This window comes from Bdellovibrionales bacterium (assembly GCA_016716765.1).
GTDB lineage: Bacteria > Bdellovibrionota > Bdellovibrionia > Bdellovibrionales > UBA1609 > JADJVA01.
In genome coordinates this window covers 339355-359448 of sequence record JADJVA010000006.1, presented here as the reverse complement: position 1 = coordinate 359448, position 20094 = coordinate 339355, and the positions used below count along the sequence as shown (strand labels likewise).

Annotated in this window: 17 protein-coding genes; 3 read left to right on the top strand and 14 right to left on the bottom strand. The window is 46.8% G+C overall.

Features of this window, described 5'->3' with window-relative positions; translation table 11 throughout:
* Window positions 1-6: 6 nt before the first annotated feature.
* From IPL83_05575 to IPL83_05520, 12 genes are all read right to left on the bottom strand, one after another.
* The gene (locus IPL83_05575) at window positions 7-996 is read right to left on the bottom strand and encodes a hypothetical protein (GenBank protein MBK9038626.1); all 990 of its coding nucleotides are present in this window, start codon (window positions 994-996) and stop codon (window positions 7-9) included.
* Between the two features lie 103 nt (window positions 997-1099).
* Complete coding sequence (locus IPL83_05570; protein ID MBK9038625.1) at window positions 1100-1657, bottom strand: hypothetical protein; 558 nt, start codon at window positions 1655-1657, stop codon at window positions 1100-1102.
* A gap of 359 nt (window positions 1658-2016) precedes the next feature.
* Entirely contained in the window at window positions 2017-3123 is a 1107-nt protein-coding gene (locus IPL83_05565; GenBank protein ID MBK9038624.1) for a hypothetical protein, read from the bottom strand.
* 54 nt (window positions 3124-3177) lie between these two features.
* On the bottom strand, window positions 3178-4329 hold the full coding sequence (locus tag IPL83_05560; protein ID MBK9038623.1) for a hypothetical protein: 1152 nt from the start codon (window positions 4327-4329) through the stop codon (window positions 3178-3180).
* Window positions 4265-5626 (bottom strand): hypothetical protein, encoded by a 1362-nt coding sequence (locus IPL83_05555; protein MBK9038622.1) that lies wholly within the window; start codon window positions 5624-5626, stop codon window positions 4265-4267. The genes IPL83_05560 and IPL83_05555 overlap by 65 nt, the downstream gene beginning before the upstream one ends.
* A 23-nt stretch (window positions 5627-5649) precedes the next feature.
* On the bottom strand, window positions 5650-7452 hold the full coding sequence (gene nadE, locus IPL83_05550) for an NAD(+) synthase (GenBank protein MBK9038621.1): 1803 nt from the start codon (window positions 7450-7452) through the stop codon (window positions 5650-5652).
* Between the two features lie 392 nt (window positions 7453-7844).
* Window positions 7845-9266, bottom strand: a complete 1422-nt coding sequence (locus IPL83_05545; protein ID MBK9038620.1) for a hypothetical protein — start codon at window positions 9264-9266, stop codon at window positions 7845-7847.
* A gap of 32 nt (window positions 9267-9298) precedes the next feature.
* Window positions 9299-11524: a hypothetical protein gene (locus IPL83_05540; GenBank protein MBK9038619.1), complete on the bottom strand. Its 2226-nt coding sequence runs from the start codon at window positions 11522-11524 to the stop codon at window positions 9299-9301.
* Between the two features lie 206 nt (window positions 11525-11730).
* A complete protein-coding gene (locus IPL83_05535) occupies window positions 11731-12576 on the bottom strand; it encodes a hypothetical protein (GenBank protein MBK9038618.1) in 846 nt (281 codons plus the stop codon).
* A complete protein-coding gene (locus IPL83_05530; GenBank protein MBK9038617.1) occupies window positions 12573-14327 on the bottom strand; it encodes a hypothetical protein in 1755 nt (584 codons plus the stop codon). Before IPL83_05530 ends, IPL83_05535 begins: the two co-directional genes overlap by 4 nt.
* Complete coding sequence (locus IPL83_05525; protein MBK9038616.1) at window positions 14324-16333, bottom strand: hypothetical protein; 2010 nt, start codon at window positions 16331-16333, stop codon at window positions 14324-14326. Before IPL83_05525 ends, IPL83_05530 begins: the two co-directional genes overlap by 4 nt.
* Window positions 16257-16664 (bottom strand): hypothetical protein, encoded by a 408-nt coding sequence (locus IPL83_05520; GenBank protein MBK9038615.1) that lies wholly within the window; start codon window positions 16662-16664, stop codon window positions 16257-16259. The genes IPL83_05525 and IPL83_05520 overlap by 77 nt, the downstream gene beginning before the upstream one ends.
* Before the next feature lie 112 nt (window positions 16665-16776).
* Between IPL83_05520 and IPL83_05515 the strand changes: the two genes are divergently transcribed.
* Window positions 16777-17157, top strand: coding sequence for a radical SAM protein (locus tag IPL83_05515; GenBank protein ID MBK9038614.1), 381 nt, complete (start codon window positions 16777-16779; stop codon window positions 17155-17157).
* 21 nt (window positions 17158-17178) lie between these two features.
* Entirely contained in the window at window positions 17179-17484 is a 306-nt protein-coding gene (locus IPL83_05510; GenBank protein ID MBK9038613.1) for an SPASM domain-containing protein, read from the top strand.
* Between the two features lie 259 nt (window positions 17485-17743).
* Here IPL83_05510 and IPL83_05505 read toward each other — a convergent pair whose 3' ends face one another.
* Both IPL83_05505 and IPL83_05500 read right to left on the bottom strand, forming a co-directional pair.
* Window positions 17744-18184, bottom strand: a complete 441-nt coding sequence (locus IPL83_05505) for a hypothetical protein (GenBank protein ID MBK9038612.1) — start codon at window positions 18182-18184, stop codon at window positions 17744-17746.
* A 6-nt stretch (window positions 18185-18190) separates the two neighbouring features.
* Entirely contained in the window at window positions 18191-18910 is a 720-nt protein-coding gene (locus tag IPL83_05500; GenBank protein ID MBK9038611.1) for a hypothetical protein, read from the bottom strand.
* 257 nt (window positions 18911-19167) lie between these two features.
* Here IPL83_05500 and htpX point away from each other — a divergent pair, with 257 nt between their 5' ends.
* The gene (gene htpX / locus IPL83_05495; GenBank protein MBK9038610.1) at window positions 19168-20085 is read left to right on the top strand and encodes a protease HtpX; all 918 of its coding nucleotides are present in this window, start codon (window positions 19168-19170) and stop codon (window positions 20083-20085) included.
* The last annotated feature ends 9 nt before the right edge of the window (window positions 20086-20094 follow it).

Below are 20094 nucleotides of genomic sequence, written 5' to 3'. Positions count from 1 at the left end.
AATATCTTAAGGGAGATAATTTATCATCAAATAGGCAGATGACTTTGAGCGAATTCGAACGGACTGAGAAAAGGAATTTCCGCATCTTTCAGAGAGAAGTGCATCTAAAAGTGCAAAGCCCGTCGGTATGATATCATTAAAATCAAAGAGGTCGTCCGCAGAAACGATCAAACTCGAAGGACTTGCATCCTGAACTCGAGGAACAAAAAGCTCAGTGCTTTTACACGACAGAAGACCAATAAGGCCAGGAGGCCTCGGGCTTCGTACGAGCGAATCTACCAGCCTACGAATGCCCTTTTCCTGCTTTTTGTATTGACCAAAATTAGGCTTTCCGCTCTTTAACAGAAGAGGTGGCGAAAAGTCGGGGCCTCCACCCTTTCGGGCATGCCCCATGTAGATGGCGGCGTCAACCCCCGAAGAAATACCTCCAAAAAAATTAGTCTCACTGCTTAATGTTTTCTGCTTTTGCCACTCATTAAGCTTGGTCGTGTTCTCGCGATTTGATGAACTCACTGACGAGTTCGTCATCGTCAAGTTTACAACAACGGGCTGACCCCCAGGCCGCACAATTGATCGGGTGAAAACATTTTCAGAAACTTGTTTAAACCCACAGGCTGCGATACCCGAAACACAAGGCTGAGTTAAGACCTGAACAAAACTAGCCTTGGCTATAGAATCCAAAACGACATCGGCCCCCAAGTTTTCGTTCTCATAAAAGTAGGCCTCGCCAGAAGAAATATCCATGTAGCCAAAGGCCACCGTGATGTCCGCATAACCATCATTGAACATTTCATTGTAGAAGTCTTGGCAAGGAGCGAATCTTTTTGCTGGACCAATTTTAGAAATTTCGTTGCGAGTTGACCAAATAATCCAATCAAAGGCATCACCTAATGATTTGGATTGAGCTTTGCTCTGAGTACAAAAGAGAACTAAGAAGACAAATAGAAGGTAATTCATTTCCAATTTCGCTCGATGAATTTTGCGTTTCTCTCTCATTGGTCTTTTTCTAAAAAAAGAGGCCGGGAGAATTCCGACCTCTTTCCTTAATTCTGCTCACTCATTAACGCAGTTTCACTCGTCTTCTTTTACAAAAAGACTCTTAGTGACCTGGATTAGGTGCGGGAGGAGGAGTTGGAGCTGGCTGCCATGGTTCGTGACGAACTGGGCTCAAAGTCAGTTCCCAACCCTCGAGGGCTGCACCAACGCGAAAACCTTTAGTGATAGCCGATCCGATCAAGTTGACACCAAGACCAACACCGTGCTCATTCGCACCGAAGTTAACAGACAGAGAAGCCTCTCCACCGATCAAAGCTGCCGTGCCACGAACACCTGGATATGTTCCGAAGATTCCATCTGGATTTCTCAGCCCAACAGCAGCACCAATGAGGTCAACATTCTGCGCTTTAACCACCCCAATAACGGCTCCAATACCACCGGCCGTAAGCTCTACATTAACTGGAGTGGTTACAGTCCCACTGAGCGACGAACAAGTAACTGTTCCCTGTCCCTCGAGCGTGGTACCCGTGATGATAAATGAAAATCCATGACCCTCGAGATGAGCCGCATCGATCTGACAAGTCCAAAGAGGTCCATGAACTTCTGCCTGTGCATAAGCTCCCAATAAAAGAATACTTAAGGAAACGACTAATTTTTTCACAATGATCCCCCTTATTTTACCAGCAGATCGCTAAAAACCCCAAGTTTACTAACGACTGACTGATTTTTTATGTTTGTTCTACCCTTTACCCTTTAGCTATCTCTTCTCTCTACCTTAGCAGGAGTAAATCCAATCAAATCTACCGTCAAACACAATTCAAAGATCTGTGACGAAAGAAAAATCTCCACGCAATGCAGAGCTGTGTGATTGGCAAATTTACCTGTTTCCCCTTTGTCTGAACGGAAATAGCGAGACAAAGGGACATCTGTAGAAAGGATTTGAACAAATCAAAATCATGAAAAACAATGATCGATTTGCGAATCAACGACACTTCGTTGCTGCAACGCAATTCCTCATTTTTAAGGACGAGTCAAAAAGCGAACGCAAGTCTCCCCTAAGTCACCAGGATGTTCTGGATCCTTGTAACGGGGGGCTTTGAGTTCTTCAACAACACGACCCTGACTTGAGCTCTTTGCGCGCCAAAGAGCGAGATCATTTAAAACAGCACTCCAATTTGATTTTGGTCCGTACCACTTTGATCTTGAACCGTACCACTTTCTGTTTAAAGCGAGGAACTCCTCGCTGCTCATGATCACCAGTCCCAAATCAAGAAGCTCACGCATTGCTCGACCCGTCGTTTTTGCTCCAACTCCAGCCGCTGCGTCTGCAATAAAGATCACCAGATATCCCTGTTCTAGTTCACCTTTCATCACATAGTAATCACAAAAATCTGTGCACCAACCAAAATGAAAATGGGGTAGCACTTTGTAAGGATCAATTTTCTCGAGATAAGTTTGATAGCGAGGATTCACAAAGACGCTGTAAGCCCCAGGACCATTTTTCTCAAAATGAAAAACACTCCCAACATCAGCCAAATCCCCTTCTACGGAATCCAAATCAAATGGAACAAGACCTAGTTTGATCCGGCCTTCACTGTCGGTCACCTCTTCGTGCGCTGGCACCCTGATCACCCGACGTCCCTCCAGAAGTTTTTCAATCTCCACAATAAATCGATCTCCCGAAGGACCCGTCTCGCCCCTCATGGCGTGCCGAGGAAAGTTCATTGGTTCATGAAATTCGCCGTTTTGACTTGGATCGCTAACCTCTACTTCCAAATGAGAATCCCCGGACATCGAAAGCTTCATCATTTTGCTATATACAACATCACCAAATAAAGCCGCAATCGTCCGAATGTTTTCTCCCGTACCCGGCACCGAAAGCGTCCCATCCTCACTTTGATCGCTGTTTGGAAATTCCAGCCTCTTTGCGAAAGTCCACTGAGGATCCGTCACATGCACCATGCCACAAAATCCTTGTCGCTCATAAAACCCACGAACCTCGGTCGCTGATATGGCATTTTTGAAGTGGGGATTCAAAAACTCGATGCGCTTGGCCTCAGTTTCACCAGTTCTAACAGCTTGCAGTCCACGATCAGAAGGCAGAACAAATGCATTTGGCCTTTTCATAAAGCCCAATTTTTTAGAAGAGCGAGAGTGTCCTCCTGATCGCTGGCCGAATCATCATTCTCCCACTTTGCCCCTCTGACGCTGGAGCACCACAATCCCGTAATCACTCAATATTCTATCTGCATCCTTCCAAGGACTGGACTTTCTGCCGATACTCCAAAAGACATCCTCACCCATGGCGATAGTTATTTCAGCTCCAGGATTTTTTAATTGAATAGCCTTTAGCGAATCAATCGCATATCCACCACCGGAATCAACTTCACCTTCAAAAATTTCATATTCAGCTTTAGAACGATTTTCCCGACTCCAATTGCTCAAGCGCCGACGGAGCTGCTCCAGACGAGCAAAGCTACTTAAGTCATATTGTCGACCATGAGCAGGGCTGTCACCAGTGGGAACAAATACGATCTTATCAAAACCATGAGGCGATACTTGGTTCTTAAAGAGCTCGTTTACAATATTTGTGGCAGCCACATGCCCATCTTCTGTAACTGGAGAAAAGGATCCAGGAAATACCAGAATTCGAGTTACTCTTGGAGGAGTCACCGTCTCAATCGCCTTCTTTTTTACAGAGACCAATCTATCGCTCAAAACGACGGGATAGTTGCGATCACCCAGAGATGTTCGCGTTTGATCAAGATCTAACAGAAGAGGGTCTAGCTGGGCAAAGTGTCGGGCCGTTCTCGCAGCGACAAGAGAGACAGGCTCAGGCTTTAATCGACGACCACCATTTTTAAATGCAAGCTCCAAAAGAGGAGTCGCTCTTTGTCCTTCTGCAAGGCTGACAGGAAAGCCTGTTTGCTCCTTGATATCAAAGATGGCGAGACCCGTCCTCACGTCACTAACGCGGTAGACATCCTTCTGTCCAGGCTCCGTCGATTTTACACCATTTGAGATCTTGATCGGATACCTGACTTCTCCAGTCTTCCTATCTCGCATTTGTACAAGTTTATAGACCATGTTTCCATGTGAAACACCTCTCGTAGAGGCGGCAAAGGCTCCGCCAACCGAGGCCACATCAATACCTCCATCCATATTAGCAAGTAAACGAAGTGAGTCTTCGGTCAGATCATTCGTCACAACTCCACCCCATTTTCCTTTGCCAAGCGTCTCCCATATTCTGCGAATCTCCTGCACGGTTTCAGCTGTGCTCTGCTCCCCCCCATCCTCGCCGATAATATTTGAATCCTGTCTGACGGTCGCCACTTTTTCTCCCGCTGCACGAACCGCCGTGCAGTCCCGTTGGAAGATGGTAGGTATCTGGCAAGAGGAGGCTTGGGTTTCGACTATTTTCAGCAAAGGCTTCAAAGGCCTCCATCTCTGTTGGAAAGGCTGCGACAAAGGCATGGCTCATCGTCCCGTAAGCTGGCATACCTGTCAGCTCTGCCATCAACATATTCGAAGTGCCGCTGGCTCCCCCCATCATAGCGGTGAGAGCAGTCAAATTTCCCGTAACCAAACGGCGCGTTCCCGCGTCCGCCACAGATTTAATATTTCCTCCTGCTGCGAGCAAATTCCTCGCTGCCGTCGTTGTCAGATTCGTCATGAAGCTGAGCCATGGATTGAGCAAAGACTCCACAATAATCGCCGAAGCGGGATCGGCCGTGACCTGCAAAAGTGGAGTGTGGGAAAACACCACAGAACCATCGGGGATGACACGAACCTCACCTCGAAATCTCCACTTTATCAGCCAATGCCAAAACCCCTCATCCACTTCAATTCTCGAGCCGATTTGCTTTCTGATGACCTCGATATCCCATCTGGTAAAACGCAAATTCTCTAACAAATCTAAAACCTGACTCTGTCCGCCCACAACAAGAAAAGGGTATTGATCGGCCCCTCGTGAAGTGCTTTCAAAAACGGCCTCTTTTGATTCATGAAATCCAAGTTTATAAAATATTGCGGCAACGGTGAAAGCGTAGAGATCGTTGTCAATACCTGTGCTCTCTCGACTTTTCAGGGCGAGATTTTTTAATTTATGAACTATGTAGTTAAAAACCCTCCGACTCCGATGTTTTGACCGATTTGTTGTTTCTTTGGGAAGATCAATACCTGCCAATATCCGATCTAGATCCTCTTGAGTCATCCCAGAAATTTCGTCCTGAAACCCATGCAGAGGAGGACCATTCTTTACAAAAGGCCGGCGCTGCTGCTGAGTCAGCACACCCAACCTTCTTATTCTCAAAATATTTTCTGCATCGGAAAGGGTCAACGCCCAATCAGCGGCAAATGTCGGATTTTTCAAGAGTTCAAGAATTTGTTTCTGCGAGCATTGGGCCAAATTCCTTCTCGCGTACACCCTAATAAATAGCTCGGCTTCTTCGCGAAGAGCAGCTCCGTCAATCAAACGGTTTGGACTGCGCCAATCCCACAAAACGCTTGCAACCACTCTTTGTGGATCGCGGCATTGCGAGGCCAGCCCCGACTCACAACAAACAAAACAAACAGCGATGGCAAGCAGTTTTCTTAATCGATTTATTTTTAAATTCTTTTCTACTTTCATTCTTGCCCTCAACATTGTTATTTTTAAATTTCAGCAGACAGAGTTCTTTTCAAAGTATTGCTAAACCAATCAGATGCGGGAGGTTTAGAAGTACCCACCACAAATTTCCTGCAAGCGTTTAAATCGATAGGTTCATGGATATTTCGTTTTGCCACTGGAACACGTCGTCCGACCCAATCAAAAGTCTTTCTTCTGTCAACCCGAAGCAATGGTGCTGCCTGCCGACGCTTGAAATCCATTGCTTCGGAGTGCCTAATAATTGTTACAACCCAATTCGCTGGTCGCTCAGGCAGAAGATGGGTATAGGATTTGACAAGGTCTTCCAGTGAGACCCTGCTTTCGTAATAGTCACGCAAAAGCCGATCGAGTATCTCATATGGAGGCAATCCACTCGAAGGATCATAACTCACTTGATCAGGCTTCAATTCCGCTGAAGCTGGCTTAACAATAGTGGCGTTTGGAATGAGCTCTTTGCCCGCTCTCTGATTGATATAAGTCGCTAATCGATAGACCTCAGACTTCCAAAGCCCTCCCAAAATGCCAAGACCACCCTTATCATCGCCACCGAAAGTGAAATATCCCATTGCATATTCAGTTTTGTTTCCTGTTACTGCTACCATATAGCCGGGAAACCGATTGGCAATTCCATTTAAATACAACATCCTGAGACGCGCCTGCGTGTTCTCATCAACGATCCCCTCGTTCTGCCAGAATTGATTACCAAATGTCTCTCGAGCAGCATCGTAGGCTCCCTCGATCGACAAAAGATGGATTTGACTCTCTGGAACCCCCAAATTGTTTACCAGTCCAAAGGCATCCGTCTTGCTTCCTTCAGATGAATATTTTGATGGCAAAGATACAGCGATCAATTTTTCTGGACCTATCGCTGCTGCAATCAAAGCCGCGACAACCGCCGAATCAATTCCTCCGCTGATTCCGAGTACAAATCCCGTGGCACCCGTCCTGCGAACAAATTCACGAATTCCCGTCAGTAAGCCTTGATAAACAATCTCAATTTCTGAGGGATTTGTGTCATCAAGCTCAGAATCTTTTTTGACCACTATCGGAGAATTGGCACCTGTTCCTCTCGGAAATTCCACTGTCGCATAGTCATTGCGAAAAACAGCAAGGCGCTCAACGGTCGCACCCCTAGCATTCAAGACAAAGGATCTCCCATCAAACAAAACAGCATCTGTGGCGCCAGACATGCCACTCCAAACAAACGGAACCTCAAGTCTCCGCGCCACATCACCATGAATCTCCTCGCGAAAAGCCTGCTTATCCTGCCCGTAAGGAGACGCTGAAAGAGAAATAGCTAAATCAATTTTCTTTCTCTGAAAAATCTCACGAATATCAAAATTATAATAAGATCTCGGCCCTTGTGGACCCGCAAATTTATCATCAAACCACCAGTCCTCGCAAATTCCTACACCAATTTTGTGGCCACGAAATCTCCAAACGTTTGCTTTGCGTCCTGGATGAAACCATCGGGCATCATTAAACACATCATAATCTGGCAACAGGGTTTTCGCATGTCGATAAATCAGTTTGCCATCCAGGAAGGCACTCGCGACATTTTGTAATGGCTTACCCCAAGGTTCTGGATTTCTCACGATATGACCAACCAACAGAGCGGTCCTTTTCCCTCTAGTCGCCTCGCTCAACAGAGAAACATGTTTCTCACTTCGACTCCAGATTTCAGGTCGCTCAAAATAATCACCAAAAGTATAGCCTTCAACCGCGAGCTCTGGGGTAATAGCAATATCAGCGCGATCTCTGACGGCTCGCTGATAGCATTCAAGAATAGTCTTTAGGTTATACTCCATATCTCCCGCTATGGGATCAATCTGACAAATCGCAATTTTTAAGGGTTGGTCCGAGGCTGCCATAGATATGTTACGACCTAAGGGAAATAAGAAAAATAGAAGAACAAAAGAGACCCAATTTGATGATGAAAAGACTCTTTGGATCGACTGGCCTGATTGACAGAATTGACTTTCTTGAGACCTTCTTGTCATTGAATCTTTCAGGTCAGAGGATGTTCACGTTCAAATATCTTAGCATTCATTAACCGCTGCGCTCACATGCATAAAAGTTCTAGTAAGGTGTAGGTATCTGACCTTTGAAAGGCAATCAATACTGAAGATGCCCAAAGCTAAAATTTTCATAATCCCATGTAAATTGGTATTGGGAGTTCTCGGAAAATTGAACGAACATATCAGAAATTGCTGACTCGATGTCTGATCCGATTCGTTGAGGTCCGCTTAAAGGTCGCTATGATCGCCGACCACGCCTCGCTACCAGTAGGGGCCGCAGTAACGGCGTAAGCCCCAGTAGCCGTCACAAGCTTGTCGGCAAAGGCTGCAATGTTGTTATTGTTGCCCGGGGCTTGCTGGACATATCCCTTGTCTTCAAAACCGGATGATATGTTGCCTCCCAAACTTCCAGCGCTCATGCCAATCATGCCAACTAAAAGCTCATTGGCGGAATTGGTGGAAGCTGTGTTGCTGCTCGAAATCGAACTGCTACTTCCTATCGCGCTACTGGTTTTATCCAAGGATCCTGACGTGACAATTCCACTGTATTCGGCAATAAAAAAAGCAGCATCCGAAGTGCTCACGGGAACACTGCCTGTAACAGTATTAGGTCCGCCACCAATGTTTTCGGCGTAATAGATCCAAATCTGGTGGTTATCGGAAGTTTGACTGACAGTGGCTGCCAATTGATAGGTATTTCCTCTCGTGTCTGACACAGTTAGCGTTTGACCATTGCCCCCGAAATAACCACCCACGACAATCAAGCTACCGGCGATATTGGAGCTCTCAAAATCGTTTGACAAAGTCGTTGTCGCTCCAGTTTTGTAGGTTATTGCCACCTGAGCAAGTCCATTTGTTGCCAATGGTGGAGTGGCTGCCTTAAAGGCCGCCCCCTGAATAACCCAGTTTGATATTCCCGAGTGAGAAAATCGAACAACATGAGATCCAGCAGCATTCGCTATCCGATCTTCTGTGGCATCCCCGTTTTGAGCTGAACGCTGAATGAAGCTGTTTCCTGGCTCTCCAGTACCTCCGCTCAGTATGAGAGATCCGTAAATAAGACTTCCCCCCTGTGTGGTGGTCAATGGACCCGCCGAAGAAGTCAGAGAGGCCGTGCCTGTCGTTCCCACGACAGATTCTTTTGGATCGGAAGTCGCCAGGACTCCTTTGTACTCGTTGCACGAAATCTGTTTCCAAATATTAAAGGTTCCTGACAAGGTTGCTGTGATATTGAGAGTTCCACTCCCTGTGATGTTGTAGGCGTACCAGATTTCTTGCCTCCATGAAGTGGCCGGAAGAGTTGCCGGACCGGTCGCCAAGGAATAAGAGTTTAAGGCCGTGTCTGTCACTGAAATCAAATTCCCTGATGTCGTATTGTAGGCAATCCTACAAACAATGAAATTTCCCGTTGTCGTTGAAAAGGCACCGGTCGTAATATTGTTGCTATTAGCGGTCTGATCTCGTTGTTTCACTTGTACGATAGCTATCGCCGCCAAGGCCGGAATAGAAGAAATGAAAAGGAAAAAGAGTGTCAGTAGCAACATACCGAAAAATGAAAATACTCGGTTCGCTTTCCATTGCAATTCCGCAAATATTAACCTCATCTTGCTGGATTCCCTTTCGTAAAATATGATGGCTACAGCGTGCGTTTGATACGGATTACAATATATTTTGCGGTTCCACCAGCAACGCCAATCTCGCCATCAATTGATTGATTGTCGGCTTGAATCGGAGTGCCATTTAAGGTTCCTGTCGCAAAGCTTCCGGTCCCGCAGGTCAAGGAACTGCTCAGTATCGAAGTCCCACTTCCACCATTGAAGATGGGATTCACTGTTGGAGATCCCGCGTTCGCATAGCACTCAACAGAAAGAATCGTCATAGTAGACCCTGTCAAATTACTGCAATTCGCCGGAGAATCGTTATCATCAGCTAAAACTGGAGAAGCCGATCCGGGGTCACCAATAACAATTTCACAAACGCGAATAAGAGTCGAAGCAGGCAATACATCCTTATAGGCTCCGCCGTTCACAGAAAATTTGAGAGTATGCGAGGTATTATCTGCGTAAAGAAAGGCTTTGTTAACAACCGGTGTTGGCGCTGATGCGGCAGCAATCTCCCGCAATGTCTGAGCCCCATTGACGTCTAGTTTCGAACTTGGAGAAGTCGTGCCCACTCCTAGATTGCCACCCATGATAGACATAACATTGTTTCCCGATAAGTCGACCCCGCTTTGATCGCCCATAAAAATTCCGATAGAGTCATTTCCTGAAACGGTAGGCGCCGTGCCGACCGGAGATCCAGCACTGATAGCAACCGAAGTTCCTCCCGTTACATTTGCTTGGTATCCCAGTGCCATACTGCGATATCCCCCAGCGTAGGTGCCGCCTCCTATAGCAAATGCATGTTGATTATCGGCCTGAGCAGCCCACCCCATCGCGGCCGACCAATTGCTATTTGCCGAAGCAGCGTTTCCAAAGGCGACGGCATTGTCTCCACTCGCTGTGGCTCCTCCTCCCCAGGCAACTGAACCTCCGCCGGTAACTGCGTTGGCTCCGCCTCCGCTGAGACCGAAGGCGTTCAAACGCATGTTCTCAGTCGGATTGCGACTGGCAGACCCAGAACCTCCCGCTGCAACTGGCTGGAAAACAATATCAGATTTTCCTGTCCCCGTGGCAATTCCTGAGGAAAGAATCAGGTTGCCACCATTTTTGTTATTGGCTCCTGAAGTTGCTCCACCAGCATTCACTGTCAAAGCGTTTCCGGGCGTATCAGCTGTCGAATGGCGTTCCATCCCAAAGCTCCGGATAGATTCTCCCCCAAAGCTTAAGTCATAGGAGGGAGTGGAAGCGTTAAATCCAATTTTACCCGATACTTCCGTGAGCACAGAATCACCTACGGCACTCGATGAAGTGAATTTAGCAATTTTTCCTAAGGTACCACTTGTAGAAGGAGGCGAGTATCGAACCCAACCCCCAAGACCACTATTGGCAGTTGTATCCCATTTCACGGACTCACCATTGGCGAGTCCTGCAAAGTTCACGGCATCGATCGCTTTGCCACCAATCTTTCCGTCAGAATAGTTTTTGTTCACGGCATAGTCACCGCCAGCTGGCACGTCCAGCACTCTCACGCCCTGTCCTGCTCCACTCAAGTTAAGCACACCGCTCGATACCGGCAGATCTGCGCTCTTTGCAAAGACAGTCGAGGTGCCCGCAGCCAAAGCCATGAGTTCGGTATAGGTCGCATTTTGAAAAAGTGTATTTGCGTTTGCCTGACTGAACGCTGACGTCGTTGTATTGATCTGCAAAAATTCATTCTTGCCCTTGCCCTCAAGTTTTGAGGCATAAAGAGCATAAGGCACACTGTTTACGGTTTGATCTTGAAGAGCAACAGGACCAGAACCTTCATCAAAAGTCACACGAAGAAGACGACTGTGGCCCGTCAAAGGCGAGTAGAGGCACGACCCAAAACCGGTAAAGCTTCCTGTATTGGAAAACACTTCTTTCAAAGAATAGGCCGGACCAATCGGAACTCCACTTCCCAATGGCAACGCAAAGGACCCACCAGAATTTGTCATATTGATCGTGTGAGTTTCTTCGTAGAGCAAACATATCGCATCTTGACTGAAGACACTCACATCAAAAATAACAGAGACCGCCTCAAGGGGACTGCTGTCGGGCTTCATGATTCGACCTTGGTAAATAAGATCGGATGGGGCTTCGTTTGCAAAACTGAGCTGGCTGCTACCAAAACCGGAAACGCCAATAAAAATGAGAACGATCAGGAGAGCATAAATAAGATTGCTTCGCCGACATAAAAGCCAAGTTGGAAAATATGAATTTGCAGGCATCAAGCATTTCATTTTCTCTTAATCCTCTTCACAAACGTGCCGCCCTATCTAACAATTGATTTTACCGTTTTCGATTCACCTTGTAAAAATTAAATCACGCTGCAATCAAAAGGGGACGTCACAAAACAAGACAAGACAAGACAAGACAAGACAAGACAAAATCTATCTGGAATTTCTCAAAGAGACTCATCCCGGTCTGAGAATATGGCTCAAATAGATTAGCAAGAGGGTCCACATGAAGGACAACTGTTGGCCGTGCAAGCCGGACCCGGAACCGAACTGCAGGACGCCCCTGGAGGCGTATTCGGATTGTCTGTGAGTCCACCGGAACACGACGTAGCGCAGACGTCGACTTCGGTTGGACTCTCATAACAGCGAGCAGATCCCACATTGCAAGTGGGCGAGCAGGTCCCCGGATTTCCAGGCGAATAGGAACAAACATAGCATCGATTGCTCGCACCTGTGCACTGACCTCCGTCTCCGTTACAAGGGTTTGGGACTCCTCCGCACTCGGAAGCACCCGTCGGAGCGCCCGAACACCTGCCGGGTGTCGCACCAACATTGCGACAGCCACACGACCCACCACTGGGGACAGATCTGGAGGTCCACCTGTAGCACTTAATTGTCTGCTTTGATCCTTGGCAAGTGATCCCACAGGAGCAACTAAATGACCCACAGCGATTCGCGGCCTGAGAAGCACAAGAACTCTCATCACAACTCGCTACCTTGGTTCCACTCCCGCAAGAGGTAAAGTTGCCATTTGCATCGCAAGCTGTTGGCAGAGTCTGACAGGTATAATAATCTGCCGGATTGTATTGGGAACAAGTTGTACAGCACTTTGTACCGCAAGTTCCCCCTCCACAGCCAGAAGGGTTTGACAAGGGCAGAGTTCCAACGCAAGCGTTTCTCCTCTCCTCCTCAGTGTATTTGCTTTCGCAAGATCCACAGGCAACTCCCCCACCAAAACAAGGAAGCTTAAGGCCTTCAAGGCTGATGCAACCAACCGCCTGAGCTCCCGCTTTCATCGACCCAAAGAAAAGAATAAACAAAATCAAGCGACTCACTTCCACTCCTCGGCAAACTCACTAAAAGCATCATTGAGCTCGCCCGCCTTTAAAAATCCTAGCTCTTCGATGAGATGTTTGGATATATGAATCTTATAGTATTTGATATAGACCTGATCTTTCAAGTCCTGACGAAGGGCCTGATTTGCGGGAGTGAGGATATAATAGACCATAAGAACGTTTACATTTTCGCCGTGATTCATCCATGGCAGTTTTTGACTGACAGGATCGTCTGAATTTGTGGCTAATGTTGGAAGCAAGGGCACATGATCAAGTTCGAACTGATAGGACTCTTGATCAGCAGGGCAGCCGGGCAATGACTTAGAAAGAGGCCATCGACGGTACTGGAGAAGCATTTCAGCTGGCGTGTCATCATCCGGAAAGCGAGGATCTCTTCCTCTCATCATTTCTTCAAACTCCGACGAACTGTCGCCGTCTACATATCCAGAAGGAATATTGGGTCCCATTCCCTTAATGACTTCCATAATGTCGATAAAATCATCGCCGTCAGAATCTAATCCATTTGTAAGCCCCCATTTCGAGACTTCACAGAGTGTCAAACCCAAGGCATTCGGGCTTCCACAGTCTTGATGAATCGAGTTCGCACACTGAGAGGCATTGAGGCCACCACAAAATCCGTCGAGTAACTGACTGGAAGGTCCCATCGATCTCGCTTTTGTCGGGTCAAAACCTCTTTGCCCCTCAAGTTCGTCTGGAATTCCATCCATATCGGAATCAGCAAGTAGCTTTTCGCCCATTTTCGTGATCGTCAGGTTCGTCGCAACAAATTGCTTTAACTTGTACGGAACTCGAGTTCCAGAAACCAGATACTTACAAAGATCGAGCTGGCTCACATCTTGTAAAAAAATATATTCCGTCAAACCTTCATTGGCAATGTCTGTCAAAATATCGCGAGCGATGGCTTCTTTCTTTCCCGTGGGATCTTTTCTGGTTAGATAATCACCACCATAAAATATCGGGCGAAGAGTCAATCCCAAGGCCTTTTCTTCCGCCTCGTTTCTCATGTCTCGGACCTTTTGTTTCACAGTGACTTTCATGGCTTGATAGGCGGAATTCGAAATATCGTACCCAACAACTCCTGGAATAGAGGGTTCTCCATCAGTCAGAAAAAAGGTCATATAAAAGGCCTTCTTTCCATCTTGATTTACAGCCTGGACATCATCATGCACAATCTGTTTGGCACACTCCATTCCCTCATCGTAGCGAGTGATATATTCCGAACATCTCCCCCCGCCTGGAACGCAATCTTGCTTTGTCAGATCATGCTCGGACTCAAGAAAATCAAGTGGATCGTTTGTGCCTTGAGTAAGATAATCATCCACTGGTTTAAATTGATTTCGATCGCAAGCTGTACCCGGAGAAATTATTTTTTGATGTGCAAATCCAACGACAGCTATTTTCGTTGAATCGTTCGCTTTCAAACAGTCCTTCTCCAAAAAACCCCGGATCGTCTGCATCCTCTGACGATTGAGATCAGAGCCATTGATTTCAATGATCTGATTCGAAGCATTTCTCCTTTCAATGGTTGCGTTTGACGAAGACATATCTACAACAAAAGTGATCTTCACTTTATCTGTTGAGCTCAACGAAGGCAAACTACAGATGTCGCCAGACTTGGCGTAGGACGACAGCACCTGGTTCGAAACGGGATTGAGACGAACATTGCTGCAATTTTGAAAACAAGCAACAACCATCGCGGCAAGCAAAAAGATATGGTTCAAATATCTCACGGCGGCTCTCCCTGGATCTGCACAAATTTATCAAAAGAAAAACTACCTGGAAGAGCGTATGATCCCGCACCTTCTGGAGCCGGAACGTCCATTTTGAGAAGGTGCCATGATATTTTTTGACGATTCTCAAGAGTTGCCATTTCCAATAAGAAATAGACTCTGTTAATGTGTGCTTCCTTCGCGATTGGGTCTAAGCGGACATCGTCCTCTATGGGATCAGAGCCAGAACGAGATTTCATGACAAGGATCGAACCTGAAGCCACGGCTTGTGTTGGGGCCAAGGGCATATTTCTGAGTTCGACAACATACTTTGCCATCGCCTGTTGAGCACCGCTTTGATCTGCCACCAGTTCATAGCCCATAAACTGTGAAAAAAGGTCCACTTTGAAGCGATCTTGAACTGAGGCCAACTGACGGAGAGGGTGAATTCCATATCGAAAATGATCATGGTCTGTAAAGCTGTCTCCTGAAGATTTTGAATCACGGTCATCATAGCTTGGCTTTAGAAATCTTAAAGCCTCGAAGAAATCAGGAATGTGATCGGCGTCGGAATCAAACAAAATATCCCGAGTACCAACCGTGATTTCTTCGCACTCGTTCAAGCCATCCAAATCCATGTCAACATCGGGTCGACACCCAAGTTTCTGACATCCGTAGTTCACTGCAATGCCGTCCAGACAAATCCCATCTGTCCTTGGATTTACGGGATCCATTGTTTGCGAAACTTCTTCTTCATCTCCAAGGCCATCGCCGTCGCTATCGGTTACTATATTTCCAAACTTATTAACGTGAACATTTGTGTTTATCGCATAGAGATTTTCAATAACGTACGTAGAAGAATCCCCTCCTAAATTGACGACAGGAAAGGGTGGTGTTCCGTTTGTAATATTGTAGATCGGTATCTGACGCCGAATTAAGCTCGCCTGCACCTCGTCAAAAATGTTTTTTGTTTTATCTGGAGCTCTGTTCGTGTCTTCAGAAGGAACGGCGAGCCAATTCATTTTAGCAAATTTCATTGAAATTCGAAAACCTAAAAAATCAGGATCTTGTTCAATTTTCAAAATATTATTGAGCGAAACTTTCACTTCATCTAACTGATTCACAGCAGGATCACCGAGATACTCTCTAAAATTCTGTTCAAGTAACTGACAGTAACGACCCGGAGCTTCTCCAGGACCGCTCCAACAAACACCTGTTGAAAAGCAGGTACAAGCAATATGGTTGGGTGTGTTGCTGCAATTCGGACATCCTGATACCTCTCTCAGCAGACCAAAAAGAGCGTTGGTCGGCTTATAGACCCCATCCGAGATGACCACAAACAAAAAAGGCGTTGTCGCCAACTTGTCTTGCTCCTTGAGCAAAGTCGCCTCACGAACAATCTCGGCGTAAGCGTAGTCGAGAATTGGATCAAACACCGTCGTCCCCATGATTTCTCGCTTGCCGTCGATCTTCATGGCTTCTTGTTCCTGACGGAGAGCGGCCAACCAAGTCCCTGCCTTGGGCAAATCAAGAAATTTCATGTGATCCAGATCTTTAAGATTGTGCACAGGACTCGCGATAGGATTCGGGCGCTTCGCCTTTCCTCCAGAAAAGGGCAAAAGCATCACTTTGACATCCATTCCCTTTTCAACGACAGCTGCCAGTTCATCAAGCCAAGCTTTCGTGACATCGTAGCGATAGCCAGGCTGGTCAACCCCCGGCCCTCTCTGACAGGAATTAAATGGGGAACCCGTGGGATTTGGAGCCGTGCCATCCAAATCTTGCGGACACTTGCCCCAGACCATCGAAAAACTCTGATCTAAAAGTACAACAACACGAGCATTGCCTGGATCTTTACGAGGAATGGGAAGGCGCTGAGCCTCCGCACCGATGACTGAAGAGACTTGCCTTTCGGGAACAAGAGGGGTCAGCCGCACTTTGCTACAGTTCTCAAATGCAACAACGCAAACCACTAGAAAGACAAAAAAAATCCCAATTGAAGTGAAATGACGCTTTCTCAATCTCATCACTTCTCATTTCGGAACAATACTCCATGAACTTGATATATTTCTCAGGTATTTGGCCCTCAATCGGAGAATTACCTGAAGGTGCATAACTTTGACTCAATTTGATACAAACTGGCCTAACTGATTGTTGTTCTAAACTCCAAGGGTACCTGGCTGAATCAAATCTCTGGATTTCAGGATCTTCAAACATGCGTCCGGCAGCAGCGCTCCCGTTGTGAGCACTGCACCAAACCGAACTCGATCCTGAACTCCTGAGATTTAGTTCAGCCAGCTCCAAGTGTCTTGGACACAACAGATTCACTGAAGGCTTGCTGGCCAGCCGCTGTATCAAAATTTAGAGCCTCCTTTGAGAGACTCCCGAGCAGAGAAGCTCAAAGTTCCGTGGGTTTAAACGGTGCTTTTTTTTCGTTAGCACTTTTGTCTCGTAGCTTCTGAATAGGTAAATGGACTTTTACGTTGGGCTGTCCACCAATGGCACTTTCATCGACCCTTCAAACATTGATAAGATCGCCGAACTCAATTTTAACTATGTAGGCATCAGTCTCGATGGAATTGGCGAGACTCACAATCGTTTTAGAAGAAAGGCCAGCGCCTTCAAGGCCACTCTCGAAGGCATTCACTTGTGCAAATCAAAAGATCTTAAAGTCGATATTCGGTTTACTATCACTCAGGAGAACCGTCAGGATTTACCCGCCTTACTGAAGTTTCAAAAGGCAGAGCACATTGATAGATTTTACTCCCAATTACTTGAGGGGTCTTGGATAGATGGTGTTTTTCGGGGTGTCCTGAGGTTCGGCATAAGTCGTGGTTATTTATTTTGGTAAGTTCAAAGAAATTATCATTCAATTGACAATCTCGGCAATGTCCATCCTGATTCCTTCTGGTGGGACAGCACTTTAGGCAATATCCGCGAACGCCCTTTTTCGCAAATTTGGACCGATCTCTCCGATCCACTGATGAAGGGCCTCAAAGCCGAACACAGAGAAATCAGCGGTCGCTGTGGACTGTGTTCTTTCTTTGACGTGTGCAACGGAAATACCAAGGTACGCGCATACCAAGTCCACAAAGATGCTTGGGCCGAGGACCCCGGTTGTTACCTCGATGATTCCGAACTTAGCCTCATAGAAGAGTCGCAGTCTCTATCTCTTTAGCAAAGCCAACACCACCGAATCAAATATTTTTTAAAATGCTAATCTTCAGAGTCAGTCATGTCGGACCGCACGGGCACACGCGCGAGAACCATCTACCCTTCCTCCTCCTGCCACCACCACATCTTGATATCCACCTGTGAGAGGCTCGGGCCCAAGGATTTGGGGAACAGAATAGAATATCCTAGGATTTGTATCTTCTGCGGGGCTAGAGGCATGTATAGAACCAGTGATTGCGCCAGAAATATCTTTCAATGAAACTTCAACAGGGCCTAAAATAGCAGCCTCTCCCCGTCGTTTCATTCGTCACAACAGTTTTTGCTTTGGCTACAAGATTCAGTTTAAATTCGAAAGGAGGATATGTCCCCTCCAAATCCGTCCCTTTCCGTTCAATAGTCAATTCAAGCGGCTGCGGATTGGCAATCCTTCTCCCGGTGATCCCACCCCTGAGACGAAGCTGGAGTCCAAGCGATTCAGATACAAAGGGAATATCAAGCTTGCCTTCTAAAGCTTCCTTGGTGGGAATCCGAAAGTTTACAATTTCAACACGAATTGGCTCGCCTGGCTGACTGGCTCCAGAAAGTTTTACTGGGAGACTGAAGTACTGTTTCAAACCTAGAGGGAGACGGCTCTCGCCCTGGCGTGCGAAAAGATCCCTCAAAACCGCCGCTCGATCAGATTCAAAAAGATGTCTTCCTGGCATTGGTATTTATTGACTAATTGCTTGGCTCAATTGCAATAAAAAATTTTCATAAGGCTGATTGATAATCCTACCACCCAGATCCACAAGGTGAAGCACGGCCGAACCCTCCAAGTCGGGAGGTAAAGAAAATCGAAGAACCGAAGCCTCATTTCGATTCATTCTCTCTAAGAAATCGGTCAGATATCCATATTGTACACCATTCGTACGTTGGGTGAATTCAAGAGCACCCTGATCGTTGCGTGTGAAAAAAACTGAAGAGTAGAATACGAGCCTTTGGCGGGACATTCCACTAGAGTCATATCCTACAGGAACCAACTCAATCAACCTGAAGCGGCTCGGCTGTTGATACCCAACCTGCACGTCCCAACCCGGGCTCAGCGCTTCCATACGATTTCGCAAACGCTCCAGTTTCTCCAAACGCCCCTGATTCGACTTATCGTTTGAATCGGGCAGAATCAGCTGCGGAGGAGGAGGATCGGAGGCTTCAGAATAAAGGACATCGCTTTCCAAACCGGGTGTACCATCTATATCTAACTTGGGAAGGCTGTCACTCGGAACCAACTCACGTCTCAAATTGCCTCGCGTGAGTAAAATCATCAATTTGGTTCCCTGAGGCGAGATAGGCTCGACGAGATAATAGGTTCGGTAATCTTTAAAGGAGTCGATGAAATCCGCGCTGGCAACCCAACAGAACAAACTGGTGAAAACAATCAAAAAAATCTGCATGACAAAGCTGCCTCCTAAATTATGCTGAGAATCCTTCAGTAGAAGATCCAGTATCCTTAGAGCTTTTCCATGAGACCGTCAAGGAAAGGGAGATCAATGCCCTGGAAAGGAGTTACCGAATATCTTCAGCAGCCTCAATAAGGCGGACCGGGACAAGAGCTGAGAATCGCGCCAGCTGAGGTCAGTCTTTGAAATTTATGTGCACCCTTTGACAAAATTTTGGTATAGTACGCCATCGCAGCCTATGGGAGGTGCTTATGGCCTGGTTTAAACGAATTGCTCTTTTTATGGCAGTGAATGCCCTCGTGATCTTCACGATCTCAATTGTTCTGAACGTACTTGGCGTAAAACCCTATCTCACAGCCAACGGACTTAATTATGAATCCCTCCTGGCATTCTGCCTAATTTGGGGTATGGGAGGAGCTTTTATCTCACTCGCACTTTCTAGAATCATGGCCAAGTGGATGATGGGAGTTAAGGTCATTCCACCTGACACTCGAGATTCTGATCTTCGAGATTTGGTCCAAATGGTCCATGAACTTTCTAGAGCAGCCAGCCTCCCTGTCATGCCAGAAGTTGGTGTTTATGACTCTCCCGAAGTCAATGCCTTTGCAACTGGCCCGAGCAAATCCCGCTCATTGGTTGCAGTCTCAACTGGCCTTCTTCAACGCATGAAAAGAAATGAAGTCAAAGGAGTCCTTGGCCATGAGGTGGCTCACATCGCCAACGGAGACATGGTCACCATGACCCTCATCCAAGGTATTGTGAATGCTTTTGTGATGTTCTTGGCTCGCGTGATTGCTTACGCGCTCACAATGGCACGCGGACAAGACAGCGATGAACGGCAAGGCGGGACTCCCATGTCCTATTATCTTGTCCAGTTTGCACTCGAAATGGTTTTTATGGTTCTTGGCTCTATGGTTGTGGCTTGGTTTTCTAGATACAGAGAGTACCGTGCCGATTCAGGCGGAGCTCGATTGGCCGGACGCGGAAATATGATTCAAGCGCTTGAAGGTCTTAAACGCACTTTTGATGACGTCGACCCGAACACCCGCCCTGCAATCCAGGCGCTCAAGATTTCGAGTCGACCGGGTGGAGTCATGCGTTTCTTTTCAACTCACCCTCCGCTCGAGGAAAGAATCGAAAGACTTCAGCGTTCCAGTGTCGCCGGATAGCGACAAAAC

Coding starts and splice junctions, on each gene's coding strand:
- IPL83_05575 (MBK9038626.1), bottom strand. CDS start 996: ATGAGAGAGAAACGCAAAATTCATCGAGCGAAATTGGAAATGAATTAC.
- IPL83_05565 (MBK9038624.1), bottom strand. CDS start 3,123: ATGAAAAGGCCAAATGCATTTGTTCTGCCTTCTGATCGTGGACTGCAA.
- IPL83_05555 (MBK9038622.1), bottom strand. CDS start 5,626: ATGAAAGTAGAAAAGAATTTAAAAATAAATCGATTAAGAAAACTGCTT.
- nadE (MBK9038621.1), bottom strand. CDS start 7,452: ATGGAGTATAACCTAAAGACTATTCTTGAATGCTATCAGCGAGCCGTC.
- IPL83_05545 (MBK9038620.1), bottom strand. CDS start 9,266: ATGAGGTTAATATTTGCGGAATTGCAATGGAAAGCGAACCGAGTATTT.
- IPL83_05540 (MBK9038619.1), bottom strand. CDS start 11,524: ATGAAATGCTTGATGCCTGCAAATTCATATTTTCCAACTTGGCTTTTA.
- IPL83_05525 (MBK9038616.1), bottom strand. CDS start 16,333: ATGAGATTGAGAAAGCGTCATTTCACTTCAATTGGGATTTTTTTTGTC.
- IPL83_05515 (MBK9038614.1), top strand. CDS start 16,777: ATGGACTTTTACGTTGGGCTGTCCACCAATGGCACTTTCATCGACCCT.
- IPL83_05505 (MBK9038612.1), bottom strand. CDS start 18,184: ATGCCAGGAAGACATCTTTTTGAATCTGATCGAGCGGCGGTTTTGAGG.
- IPL83_05500 (MBK9038611.1), bottom strand. CDS start 18,910: ATGCAGATTTTTTTGATTGTTTTCACCAGTTTGTTCTGTTGGGTTGCC.
- htpX (MBK9038610.1), top strand. CDS start 19,168: ATGGCCTGGTTTAAACGAATTGCTCTTTTTATGGCAGTGAATGCCCTC.